General features: G+C 51.9%; 8 protein-coding genes and 3 pseudogenes. 4 read left to right on the top strand and 7 right to left on the bottom strand.

From position 1 onward, the window contains the following. Window positions 1-287: 287 nt before the first annotated feature. Window positions 288-791, top strand: a complete 504-nt coding sequence (locus LU633_RS19155) for a hypothetical protein (RefSeq protein WP_016193219.1) — start codon at window positions 288-290, stop codon at window positions 789-791. A 70-nt stretch (window positions 792-861) separates the two neighbouring features. On the opposite strand, the gene LU633_RS19150 is transcribed toward LU633_RS19155, so the two are convergent. From LU633_RS19150 to LU633_RS19135, 4 genes and pseudogenes are all read right to left on the bottom strand, one after another. Next, a complete protein-coding gene (locus LU633_RS19150; RefSeq protein WP_046371980.1) occupies window positions 862-1920 on the bottom strand; it encodes a phage portal protein in 1059 nt (352 codons plus the stop codon). Further along, window positions 1920-3311 (bottom strand): annotated as a pseudogene (locus LU633_RS19145) (terminase large subunit domain-containing protein); the annotation flags it as partial. The pseudogene LU633_RS19145 and the gene LU633_RS19150, both read right to left, overlap by 1 nt. 151 nt (window positions 3312-3462) lie before the next feature. Further along, window positions 3463-4677: an IS91 family transposase gene (locus tag LU633_RS19140; RefSeq protein WP_046371879.1), complete on the bottom strand. Its 1215-nt coding sequence runs from the start codon at window positions 4675-4677 to the stop codon at window positions 3463-3465. An 8-nt stretch (window positions 4678-4685) separates the two neighbouring features. After that, window positions 4686-4826 carry a hypothetical protein gene (locus LU633_RS19135; protein ID WP_161796965.1) on the bottom strand — a complete coding sequence of 47 codons (141 nt, stop codon included), beginning with the start codon at window positions 4824-4826 and terminating at the stop codon, window positions 4686-4688. A 385-nt stretch (window positions 4827-5211) separates the two neighbouring features. On the opposite strand from LU633_RS19135, the gene LU633_RS19130 reads away from it, so the two are divergent. Both LU633_RS19130 and LU633_RS19125 read left to right on the top strand, forming a co-directional pair. Further along, entirely contained in the window at window positions 5212-5373 is a 162-nt protein-coding gene (locus LU633_RS19130) for an MbeD family mobilization/exclusion protein (protein ID WP_071598870.1), read from the top strand. A gap of 220 nt (window positions 5374-5593) precedes the next feature. Further along, window positions 5594-5833 carry a hypothetical protein gene (locus tag LU633_RS19125; protein WP_016190309.1) on the top strand — a complete coding sequence of 80 codons (240 nt, stop codon included), beginning with the start codon at window positions 5594-5596 and terminating at the stop codon, window positions 5831-5833. On the opposite strand, the gene LU633_RS19120 is transcribed toward LU633_RS19125, so the two are convergent. The 3 genes and pseudogenes from LU633_RS19120 to LU633_RS19105 all read right to left on the bottom strand — a co-directional run bounded on the left by LU633_RS19120 (window position 5834) and on the right by LU633_RS19105 (window position 10082). After that, window positions 5834-6493: a hypothetical protein gene (locus tag LU633_RS19120; protein ID WP_016190308.1), complete on the bottom strand. Its 660-nt coding sequence runs from the start codon at window positions 6491-6493 to the stop codon at window positions 5834-5836. Between the two features lie 802 nt (window positions 6494-7295). Beyond that, window positions 7296-8520, bottom strand: a pseudogene (locus LU633_RS19110) (IS91 family transposase). 858 nt (window positions 8521-9378) lie between these two features. Continuing rightward, window positions 9379-10082, bottom strand: a pseudogene (locus tag LU633_RS19105) (IS6 family transposase). A gap of 696 nt (window positions 10083-10778) precedes the next feature. On the opposite strand from LU633_RS19105, the gene LU633_RS19100 reads away from it, so the two are divergent. Beyond that, entirely contained in the window at window positions 10779-12923 is a 2145-nt protein-coding gene (locus LU633_RS19100) for an ornithine decarboxylase (protein WP_016190307.1), read from the top strand. The last annotated feature ends 27 nt before the right edge of the window (window positions 12924-12950 follow it).

Below are 12950 nucleotides of genomic sequence, written 5' to 3'. Positions count from 1 at the left end.
GCGCGGTCTGGCCCCGGATCGGCAAATGCACAAAAAACGAAGCAAATGTCGCGCGCAGGTGACGGGGGAACAGCCCACACGACGGAGGGTCGGGAGGTGATGCCTTTAATTGGCATTCTCCGGCCTTTTTCGCCTTCTCAGCGCGTTTTCTCGCCTCCGGTATCAGGCACCGGGCGGTCATGCGGGTATTGAAAAATCTGACGGTGAGCACTGAAATTCGCATTGCTCATCATCGGATGAGTCAGCACAATAGCGGTGAGTACAACCAGAAAGAAAAGAGGTGAGCAATGAGCCACTTCCGTGATTTATGCCGTCTCAATGAGACGGTCGAAGAAAGGCGAGCCGATGCCGCAAGAATACTGAGGAATGAGGCGATAAGGCTGATCGAATACTATGAGGAATGGCTGGGCCTGCCTGCCCGTCATTGGGTGGACAGTGCCGGGGATCTCCACCCCTATGTTGAGACCGGTCTGCCATGCAACGAACCAGAAGGTTTTTCTGCGCTCTCCGTTCGACAGATTGGCGTCACCCCTGACGGAGCAATTCGCATGGCAGTAAGAACGTGGGTCGAAAACGAACCATCAGGTCTGCATGTCAGTGTGGTTCTGAACCTTCAGCTCGCTTCTGTGGGTGATAACCGCGTCAGTATTGACGTCCAGGTCGAACAGGACAGACCTGTCAGGGTGCTTATCGGTAAATCTGATGAGAACGTCTGGGAGGATGTGGTGGAAAGCATAAAGCGACACATCGGGAGCGCACTAAAAAAACGTTACCCTCCTGCATACCTCTGATCGGCGATCCCGTGCGGGCATAACGCTTTTATGCTCCGCACGGGAAGGGCAGGCGAAGTGCGGCAGTGAGTCACTTCTGCTCAAGTAGCGCGTAAGGATTGAAGCGGATCACGTCCTGGCCGAGCCAGTCGTTGACATGCTTCAGTGCTTCCATAACCGGCATCAGTTCATTGATGGCAAAGACGCGCGCGGCTTTTTCAACGTCGCCAAACGATCCTTTCTCACCAGGCATGGCACCCATCAGTTGCGGCGGCACGCGGTGGGCGGCGTGAATATCGTCACGCGTAACAGATTTGATATTCAGAAACTCATCTTTTGCAGAGATCTGACTGAACGGTATCAGCTGCACACCATCCTTACCACCGCCCGGTGCATTGATCAGCACGTTTTTGAATGCGCCTTTTCCTCTGGCCTCTGACAGGGTTTTTTGCACCACCTTTATGCTTTCCTGGTCAACCTGCGTCGCGCCGACGTAGAGTATGCAGCCAGCATGTGAGCCATTATCGTAATAGAGTTTGCGGAACTTATCGGCGGAGTGTGACAGGCTGGCGGAGAGCAGTGCACCCATATATTCCGGCATTCCGTAGATCTCCTGGTGAATATCAGGATTCATTACGTGGCAGACCTCACCCGCTTTAAACATGTACTCATCCTTCCACTGACGGATAAACCAGTACGTGTCCAGATCGCTGCCGCGACGTGTGTATTTCGCAGGAACATGGCGCAACGTCAGCGGCCCATTCAGGCGATTACGGCGGCACTCCAGATAGCAGTTGCCAAAGACAAACCAGTCAAGCACGAAGGCGGAGAATGCCTGACGGTTCAGCAGCGGATGGGGAATATAGCAGCCGGTCAGCGCATTGCGTTTGAAGTAAAGCGCTGACTGATGCCATGACGCCTGACCGAAAGAACGGGCCAGCCCGTACCAGTCAACCGGCGTCTCAAACCAGCGGCCATTATCGGCGCAATACATATTATCCAGCAGATCATAACCGTCCGTTACCGGGTACGGGCCGTCGAATGTGAAGGCGCTGAGCGACGGATCGCCTCTGAGCGCGTCAGAGATATCAGGCTGTCCGGCACTGCCACTACTGGCAGTGTGTTTGTTTTTGTAGGTGCGCTTCTTCATCAGAACTCCATAGCAAACCCGCCGTTGCCACTCTCCTGGCCCAGCGGTTCGTTAATAATGGCGAGCATGTTCGCCCAGGCTAAATCACCGTGGCTGACGCCGCGTGACCGATCGGTGTCATAGGTGATGAATCCGCCCGGCGTCTTTACCTTGCGAACCGAGTTAAAGGCGTTGATCAGGGCGCGCTCGCTGCGGTCATACTCCCAGCGCCCGGCGCGGATTAGCTGTAGCATTTTCAGCACCAGGGTGCGCTTTGACGTCATTGACATGGTCCAGGGCATCGCCATCGGGAAAAACTTCTTCACTATCTGATACACGGCTTCACCGTTACCGCCCGTCACGTCGATGCCGACATGCTGAACGTTGTATTTGAAGGTGAAGTTTTCGATAACTTTCGCCTGCTCTTCAAACTCAAAGCCGCGCACCTGTTCCGTTTCCACCGTGCGGAATCTGCCGCCCGGCACCAGCGGCGGCACCACAACACAAATCGCACCGCTGTCACCATTGCCGCTGCTGCCGTTGGCGTCATAGCCAATCCATACCGGGCGATTCCCCATCGGCCTGGACGCAAAGGGTTTCCAGTCCGGCCATTCGTCGTAACCATCTGCCCCGCAACCAATCAGGGCGTTAAGATTGAAGGCTGACTCGCCATCGCGAACAAACTCGCACATGTACAGGTTGCGGAATTCATCCTCGCTGTTTTCATCCTGGATTTCTTCAAGATTGGTATATTCCCAGCCCTGATCGATAATGTCTTTCAATGTGACTATCTGTCGCCAGGTTTTATCCGGGCATAACAGCCCGCTGTTCAGCGTTTTCCAGCCCACATCAAACGCTTTGCGCTGCACCTTCGGGCGTTTCTCATTCCAGCGGTCACCCGTCCAGAACGGGTAAGCCTCATGCGTTTCACTTGATGGTGTTGAAAAATAGGTGCGCGTCAGCCCTTTCATCGTTGCCATAGCGCCCGCCACTTTACGCAACTTTGTGAAGTGGCTGACCCAGAAAAACTCATCGAAATACAGGTTGCCGGTGTAAGACTGCGCTGTTGCCGCCGATGTACCGAGAAAATGCAGCTCTGCACCGTTACTCAGTACGATTTTGTCACCACCCTTCAGCTCAACGTCCACCTCGCCCGCCACCTTCTGGATGAAGCCTCTGAACTGGTGCGCCTGACGGCGGGATGCCGACAGAAATATCTGGTTACGCTGGTACGAATATTCCACATCATCCCGCAGGGCGCGCAACAGTGCCTCGCGGGCAAAATACCAGGTCGCGCCGCACTGACGGGTTTTCAGTAGCATGCGGTTGCGCTGGTCCTGCTGTTCCTGCCATTTGCGCTGGTGCTGCGCCAGTGATGCCGTTATTTTCTCCCGCAGTGCGACGATCTGTTCATGGTTAGGAAACTGAATCATCGTTTTAAAAATTTCCTGACCATGAGCAGCAGTGTCTGTAATGCAGTAATGATGTGCCATCGGGAACGTTATGGTCATAAAATGGCATTTGCGGCGCGTTTTTAACCTGAAAGCTGTTTTTCAGACGCACTTATCCCGCAGTCTGTGCCAGAAGCCATCGTTTCCGGTCGATGTTATGCAGTCTTTCTGCCACCAACTCCGACGCGTGCCTCCCGGCCTGCGCACTGCTGAAGCGCAGTCGGTTGCCGCACAGAATGCATTTGTACGGATCCGTGCGCAGAAATTCTTTCATCAGCGCGGCGAAGCCGGGCTTCTCCGGTTTTTTCCGCGCTTCCATCTCCAGGGCTTCATACACCTTCGGCAGCAGGCTACCCCGTTTACGGTTTGATAAAAAACCGTAATAACGCACCATCTTAAAATGCTTCGCCGGGATATGGCTGATATAACGTCCGATCATATCTTCCTGCGTCAGCGTCTGCTGCCGGTACTGCTGCGTACGGTGGTCGTAATAGTGGTGCACCACCGCGCCGCCGCTGTAGTGCCTCAGCTTCGCCGCCGACACGGGGGGCCGTTTCAGGTACCGGCCCAGATATTTGACGCTCCGCCAGGCCCCCCGGGTCTTCTTCGCGAAGTGGACCTTCCAGCGGCGCCCGTACTGCGCCTGCAGATAGCGCAGCCACTGTTTTTTGTCGTGGATATGCCCCAGCCCCGGCAGCCTGCCGGGGTTAATCAGGTCATAGCTGTGGCGCAGCAGCCGGATGACGGCTCCGCGCCAGATTTCCTCCACGGCATGCTTTTTAAAGAAGAGGTCGCGCCATACGCCGTGTTTAATATCAAGCCCGCCGCGGGTGACGGAGAGATGAATGTGGGGATGCTGGTTGAGCTGGCGACCGTAGGTGTGCAGGGCGCAGAAGATACCGACTTCCACACCCTGTTTTCTGGCCCAGCGGAGCATGGCGCGGGTGGCTGCGCGGAACAGGGCATTGAGCAGAGGCCAGTTATTGTTGAAAAAGGGCCACAGCAGATGGGGCATGGTGAAGGTGATATGCTGCCAGTCGCAGTCGGGCAGAATTTGCTGTTGCTCTGTAATCCACTGCTCCGTGGCCTTATGTCCGCAGGAGCTGCAGCCTTTTGATTTACAGGTCTGGCAGAAGAAGCGGGTGTGGGTGCAGTCCGGGGAGGCGCAGCAGTATCGCTTCACCCCCATGGCAGCAGTGCCGCAGGCGAGCATGCGCTCGACGCAGAGTACGGTCCAGGGGCTGAGGGTGTCCCCGTGTTTATCCATATACCGGTTCCAGGCGTCATCAGTGGTGAACAGCAGTTTTGCCGGGCGCGGGATATACATGCGGCGGATTATCGCTCTGCAGTGGCACCGGTATTATAGTGCCAGTCGTCACAGTCATCGGCCCAGTTGTCGGTGTGTTTATCCCAGGGAGCGAAGGTCACCGGCAGCATGCCGGATTCTGTGGCGATAATAAACACATCGGCTGGCATGGACTCAAGGACGACATCGCCGTCGGGTGAGTCAGGCGGCTCAAAGCCGCGGATGATGCAGACGAGAGGCGGGTCGAAGTGTGTATCGAGGAAAAACTGTGGCCCCAGGTGGACACAGTGACGAATGGCATCCTGCGGAGTGTCGTAAAAAACTCGTCGGGGTCGTCATAATCGCTCCGGGGCGGAATGGACACCAGAAAACGCTTAGGATATCCGGGTATAGCGCGTCGGGACGAGGGCGTGGGTTTACGCTTTCTGGGGGCTTTGCTACGGGCCATGTGAATGATTTCCTGAGAAATTAACATACCGCAGAGTATAAAGCTGTGAGCCGGTCATGAACACCCTCGGAACGGCAGAGCCGTGACGCTCGCCCTGTAAGGGCGCTATGTTCAAAAGGCTGGACGAGTGGGAGAACGCCTTCACGGAATGGCGGACGATGTCTGGTCTTATGCAACGGGAGAACGCGGCGCTGAACGAGCGCGTCACGTGCTTGAGCAGGCAGGTGCAGAGTTTGAGCGAGCAGCTTCGCCGCTTATCGACAGGCTGAACGTCATCGAGCAGCGGCGGGAGCATGAACGTGCGGTTCAGAACCAGAAAACGCTGGAGCTGGAACGCTCACAGCGACAGATAACTTATGACGGTCCTTCGCTGGGATAAATATTATCCATCAGGGATATAATTAACGTGGCTGGGGTGGAATAAAATGCGTATAGTAATCTGCGATCACTGTGCATTATCTGGTTTTAATTTATGAGAGATGGAATTGTATGGATTTTAACTTTAAAAAAATAGCTTATTTATTAATGAGTGTAGTGTCTGTGTTTTTGTTTTTGTTTTTGATGTTTGCAGTTTATTCATTCATAGAAAAACTTGTTTATATTAAATCACTTGGTGGTCTATCTGCGTTGAATTACCCTGAGGTTACCGGGCATCTTGTTATTATGTTTTTTGGGTTGGGTTGCCTTTATTTTTCCATCAAAGCAACCCGAAAAATAAAAAGCGACTGATTATTTCTTGCTTAATTCATTGGATAGTTTTAGCAAAATCTCGTCCCATGAGGCGGGATTCCTTCTTTTCAGGCTAATGGCATCTAGGAATGGTCCTGCATAGGCTTCAACAAGGAAGTAGAACAAGTCAAGATCTCCGGCTGTTCTGAGATCGTTGTATACTTGGTAGTTAACCACACTCAGCCTTTCCGACGTGTAAATCGCCCTAGATACAGAGCCACCTATTGAGTATATTGTAGTTATTATTAACCCGGCAGACATCTTTCCTATGAATTTCTGAGAAAATATAGATGCTAAATCATTTATCAATGTTGCATTTATGAACATTTTTCCTGTTGTCTTTGCTAATTTGTCCTCAATGTCGTTCGCTTTATTGTTTTTTACTTCATTAGTAAATCTATTTAGCACAAGGTTTATTATTTTGCTTAGGTCTTGATCATGCAACCCTCTTTTTAGTCTATGTAGCAGTCTGTAAGTGTCAGTTTGGTTTCTATATCTGTTTTCAGTGTCAATGAAATTTATAGCAAGAGCAGCCATGTCATTTGTGAAATCTAAAACGACCTCACCAATTTTTTGTGTGTAACGGATGTAAACTGATTTCCTTTTTCTTCGCTGCAATACTTCTAATATTCTATTTGCAATATTTTCTGCTTCTGACATGGTATATTTCCTTATATTGAATTAAATAGCCTTTCTATTTGTCAGTTGGATAACTTTATCAGGTTGATTAACCTCTTCATGATACTCAGGAATAAGAGGTGATTGAAGGGGCATTCAATTTGAGTTGGATGTTTGAAAGGGTCTTCTTGATATCATTTTGTTTCGAGCGTAATCTCCAGCGCTGTAAACAAAAAAACCACCGCTACCAACGGTGGTTCGTTTGCCGGGTTTCAGAGCTACCAACTCTAAAATCCGAAGGTAACTGGCTTTAGTGGAGCGCAGATACCAAATACTGTCCTTTCAGTGTAGCCGCAGTTAGGCCGCCACTTCAAGCCTCAGAATATCTAAATCCACTAATTCCCAGTTACCAATGGCTGCTGCCAGTGGCGTTTTTGCGTGTCCGACCGGGTTGGACTCAAGGGTTAGTTACCGGAAGGGGCGCAGCAGTCGGGCTGAATGGGGGGCTTGCACACAGCCCAGCCTGGAGCGAACTGCCTAAACGGAACCGAGAGTCAGGCGTGGTATGAGAAAACGCGGCCTTTAACAGCGGATAGACACCGGTAAACCGCAGGGCGGGAATGTGGAGGCGCAGGAGGGAGCCGCCGGGTGGAAATATCCGGCATCTTTAAGCCACATCGGGTTTCGCCTTCCGCTGGCTTGATGGTTAGGAGATTGAATCGCTTCTTTTGATATCGCCTGACCATGAAAAATGACACTGTCTATTCCATTGCTGCTGCTGATCTGTGTGGGTCTTGATATAAAAATGCCATCTTCGCTGTATTTTCAACCTGAAACCCATTTTTCAGGCGCACCGATCCAGTTCCGGCATCCGCAGCCATCGTTTTTTCGCCATCTGATGCAGCCTGTCAGAGAGCATTTTTGTGGCGTGTTCACCCGCCACGGCTCCGGAAAAATGCAACCGGCCTTTACAGAGGATGCACTGATACGGATCTGTGCCCGGGAAGCCTTTCATCAGTACCGCGAACCCGGGGCGTTTAGGTTTTTCCCGTACCGTCATCTCCAGCGCTTCGTAAACCTTCGGCAGCAGCGTGCCCCGCTTTCGGTTGGCCAGAAAGCCGGAGTAGCGCACCATCTTTAAAATGCCGCGCCGGAATGTGGCTGATATAGCGCCCGATCATCTCTTCCTGACTCAGCGTCTGGCGTTTATGTTTTCCCGTGCGGTGATCGAGGTAGTGGTGGACTACCGCGCCTCCGCCGTAGTGTCGCAGACGGGAAGCCGACACCGGCGGGCGCTTCAGGTAGCGGCCGAGGTATTTCACGCTGTGCCAGGCTCCCCGGGTCTTCTTCGCGAAGTGCACCTTCCAGTGTCGGCCATATTGTGCCTTCAGGTAACGCCGCCACTGGCGCTCATCGCGGATGTGGCCCAGACCCGGCAGCATGCCGGGCATGATCCGGGCGTAGCTGTCGCGCAGCAGTCGGATAACAGCACCACGCCAGATTTCCTCAACGGCCTTCTTTTTAAAGAAGAGGCTGCGCCAGACGCGGTGCTTAACGTCGAGACCGCCCCGCGTGACGGAGACGTGGATATGCGGATGCTGATTGAGCTGGCGACCATAGGAGTGCAGGGCGCAGAATATGCCGACCTCAATGCCTTGTGTACGTGCCCACTTCAGCATGGCGCGGGTGGCGCAGCGGAACAGGTCGTTGAGCAGCGGCCAGTTATAGTTAAAGAACGGCCAGAGCAGGTGTGGCATAGTAAAAGTGATGTGTTGCCATTCGCAGTCGGGCAGAATGTGCTGCTGCTCAGCAATCCACTGCCCAGTGGACTTCATGCCGCAGGCGCTGCATGCCTTTGACTTGCAGCTCTGGCAGAAGAAGCGGGAGTGGGTACAGCCCGGCGAGGCACAGCAGTAGCGGCGAACGCCCATTGCGCAGGTTCCACAGGCGAGCATGCGCTCAACACAGAGGCGGTTCCACTGGCTGACGCTGTCACCGTGCTTCCCGAGGTAGTAGTTCCAGCCGTCATCGACGGTGAACAGGAGTTTGGCGGGACGCGGGATATACATGATGCTGAGTATAAAGCGGTGCTCCGGCCATGCAAAGCATCGGAACGGCGAAGCCGTGACGCTCGCCCTGTAAGGGCGCTACGTTCATTCGTAATCGCCTCGAATAGGTATTATGTTCACTCAATATCTCCTGTTATCATGCGCGTATCATCCATAAAGTGAGCGGTCAGGCACTTAATCCGCGTTGCTCGACACCTGTTAATTATTAACCGTCTATAGATTAATCATTGACCTACCATGGAGTATCTGGGCAGTTCAAATTTCAGTCAGCCTGGCTATTGGTATTTAAGGGCTTCTTATGGGCCTCTTTTGGCTTCTTGGCAGGTCAGCACGTTTCTGCTGACCTCGCAGCAGCAAGTCTGTACCGCTTTTTGAGTAGAAATAGATGCCCAATTAGACATTTTCTGCTTTACGTTGACGTTCGGATTTTGTCATATCCTGCTGAGGAGCGCTATCAGTTCGAGCGTTTGCTAACTTTAAGGATGAAAGGTCTACGAACCTGTTCATCAGTTGACATAACTACCATTTGCTCTGAAAATAAACAGGCTTACCCGTTGCTTCATGCAACCAGCTAATGCTCCGGCAGTCTGAGAGGAGCGCCTTCGGGTGACTGCCAGCCAACGTTTTACCGGTCTGAGAGAAACACCTTCGGGTGACCGGAAAATCCTCGCAGCCTGAGAGAGGATACCTTCGGGTGGTAAATCCGTTTAACCTCTGGAAACGGATATCACTGAATAGTGATTGAGGTCATTTCAACTTATCAGACAGTCAGAATGTTGTTTTTTCTGACTCCCCGACGGGAAACGCGGCACTGTTGCAAATTTCTTGATGCTGTACCTTTTGTATTACAGAAATGCCTTAAATTTCAAAAACCCTGCTCACCAGACGCATCTCGCCCAGAGGATGGCCGTAGTAAAAGTTTTCCGCCTGTCCTTTACGCAATGCCCGCATGACTTCAATCCCCCTGATGGTGGCATATGCCGTTTTCATGGATTTAAATCCCAGCGTGGCACCGATTATCCGTTTCAGTTTGCCGTGATCGCATTCAATGACGTTATTCCGGTATTTAATCTGCCGGTGTTCAACATCAGGCGGACACCGGCCTTCCCGCTTCAGTAACGCCAGGGCGCGACTATAGGTGGGGGTTTTATCGGTGTTGATGAGGCGGGGGATCTGCCAGCCTTTCACGTTGTTCAGAATCTTTCCCAGAAACCGGTATGCCGCTTTGCTGTTACGGCGCGGGGAAAGATAAAAATCGATGGTGCGGCCTTTGCTGTCAACAGCACGGTACAGTATGCCCATCGGCCGTTAACTCTGATATACGTTTCATCAAGATGCCAGGAGCAGAACCCTGAAGGGTTACGCCAGTACCAGCGCAGCCGCTTTTCCATTTCAGGCGCATAACGCTGAACCCAGCGGTAAATCGTGGAGTGATCAACGTTGACACCGCGCTCGGCCAGCATTTCCTGCAGCTCACGATAGCTGATGCCGTATTTACAGTACCAGCGCACTGCCCACAGGATGATGTCACGCTGAAAATGCCGGCCTTTGAATGGATTCATGTGCTGCTCCGTCAGCAAAAGGTGACGATGAGTTTATCACCTCCAGATTTTTGCAACAGTGCCTTTTCAATCCCCTGCTCTACCGACTGAGCTATCCGGGCAACGGGGCGCTTTAAACCTCACTGAGCCAAAGGCGTCAACGGCTTATTGTGAAATTCAGAACAATTGCACTCTTTTCCTGCAGTCGTAATGGAAAACGCCAGTTTTTGCGCCTTTAATCTACGGCGTTGCTCCCCTCAGCTTCGGTTAGCATGGCCCATGCGAGACTTTTATATCACATCATCTTAATTTCACTTTACTATCAGACTGACTCCTGAACTTCCTTGAACCCAAAAAAGAAAAGTGCCATGATTGCGAACTTTCTAACGGTCGCCGTTATGCTTTCAATCTGAGGTCGTTGTTATGCATCCTGTCGCTTTGCCAGACTGCAAGCGCATAACCAGCGTTCAGCAGTGCCCATCTTACTCTCATACTCTGTTGAAAAAAATTGCTCACCATAAGTGAAGTCTCAATGGGCTTAAACTTATAGACATCAGTAAAAACAGGATAACCTGATTTTACTGATGTCTATTGGTGTTGGCTGAACACGATTCTCCTGAAACCATCCTGACACTCTTCGCCGGGCGAAGTCTTCTGACTTTGCCTGTTGCTGTGCCACAGGCACTCACTCTTCCTTGACGGCTGAGGATTTGCGTTATGACACTACTTAAAATTGCAGCCAGCACCACTGTGGCTATTCATCTGCAGACTGGCCGTGAGGTTGTTACGCTGGAAAAAACCGATTTTACTGATATCGCGGCGGTGGTTCTCTCCGTGGCGGATTCGCGAAGCGGAATGTTGGCACTGCTGCGCCACACTGGTTTTAATCTGCCGGTTTTTATTTCTCTGGACTCTCCCGATCAGGCAAAAGATTTGCCTGAGGTGAGCGGTATGCTGACTGGGGCGGCAGATGACGCGATTCGCCTGGAAGCGGCGGCTTCAGAGTATCAGGCTGGTCTGTTACCGCCGTTTTTTAATATGTTGACTAAATATGTGGCGATGGATAATAGCACTTTCGCCTGCCCTGGTCACCAGGGCGGCGCATTTTTTAAGAAGCATCCGGCGGGTCGCCAGTTTTACGATTTTTTTGGTGAGAATATTTTCCGTGCTGATATGTGTAATGCCGACGTCAGGCTGGGTGATTTATTGATCCATGAAGGCTCTGCCAAGGATGCGCAAAAATATGCGGCAAAAGTGTTTAACGCCGATAAAACTTATTTCGTTTTAAATGGAACATCCAGCGCAAACAAGGTTGTCACGAATGCATTGCTGACGCGTGGTGACCTGGTATTGTTTGACCGTAATAATCACAAATCTAACCATCATGGAGCGCTGATTCAGGCGGGTGCCACGCCGGTTTATCTGGAAACAGCGCGTAATCCTTACGGCTTCATTGGCGGTATTGATGCGCACTGCTTTGATGAAACTTACATACGTGAACTGATTCAGCAGGTTGCTCCCGAGCGTGCCGGAGATGCCCGGCCTTTCCGGCTGGCGGTTATCCAACTGGGCACCTACGATGGCACGGTTTATAACGCCCGCAAGGTTCTTGACAGCATCGGCCATCTTTGTGACTACATTCTGTTTGATTCTGCGTGGGTAGGCTACGAGCAGTTTATTCCGGTGATGCAGGCTGGATCGCCGCTGTTGCTGGAACTGAATGAAAACGATCCTGGTATTTTTGTTACTCAGTCCGTGCACAAACAGCAAGCTGGTTTTTCCCAGACTTCGCAGATTCACAAAAAAGATAACCATATTCGCAGGCAACAGCGTTTTTGCAGTCACAAGCGTCTTAACAACGCGTTTATGTTGCATGCGTCAACCAGTCCATTTTATCCGCTGTTCGCCGCGCTGGATGTCAATGCCAGAATGCACAAAGGTAAGACCGGCCGCCGTTTGTGGCATGAGTGCGTGACGCTTGGCATCGCCACGCGTAAAGCAATTATGGAAAAGTGTGTGATGATCAAACCTTTTATTCCTGACAGCGTCGATGGCAGAAGCTGGCTGGAGACGCCAACAGAGGAGATTGCCGCCGATCCGCGCTATTTCAGTTTTGAACCGGATGCTGCATGGCACGGATTTTCTGGTTATCAGAAGGATCAGTACCTGATTGATCCCTGCAAGCTGTTGCTTACCACGCCGGGTATTAACGTTGTCAGCGGCCAATATGCTGATTTTGGCGTCCCGGCGACAATTCTGGCTAACTATCTGCGTGAGAATGGCGTGGTGCCAGAAAAATGCGATCTTAACTCGATTTTATTTCTGCTCACCCCTGCTGAGAGCAGTGAGAAAATGGTCCACCTGGTGGCGAAGTTGGCACAGTTTGAACAGCATCTGAAAGAGGATGCACTGCTCAGTGACGTGCTACCAACTATTTATCGCAAAAATGCCGCGCGTTATGTCGGATACACCCTGCGCCGCCTTTGCCTGGAGATGCATCAACTTTACGTCAGTCATGATGTGAAGGGGCTGCAAAAGGCGATGTTCCGTCAGCAAAGCTTGCCGAGAGTGATGATGAATCCGCAGGATGCCAATATGGCATTTATTCGTGGCAACGTTGAACTGGTGCCGATCGCCAAAGCAGCAGGACGTATTGCTGCTGAAGGTGCCTTACCTTATCCACCGGGGGTACTTTGTGTGGTTCCCGGTGAAGAATGGGGCGGAGCGGTGCAGCGCTATTTCCTGGCACTGGAAGAGGGGCTTAACCTGCTGCCCGGTTTTTCCCCGGAATTGCAGGGTGTGTATGCAGAGGAAGACGCCGAAGGCATCAAGCATCTGTTTGGCTATATGATTAACCAATAATCCCTTTTGGGACGCGCTGCTGGCGTC

The sequence above is a fragment of the Erwinia tracheiphila genome, from assembly GCF_021365465.1.
GTDB classification, from domain to species: domain Bacteria; phylum Pseudomonadota; class Gammaproteobacteria; order Enterobacterales; family Enterobacteriaceae; genus Erwinia; species Erwinia tracheiphila.
The sequence above is the reverse complement of the archived record's forward strand: the minus strand, read 5'-3'. Positions and strand labels throughout refer to the sequence as shown.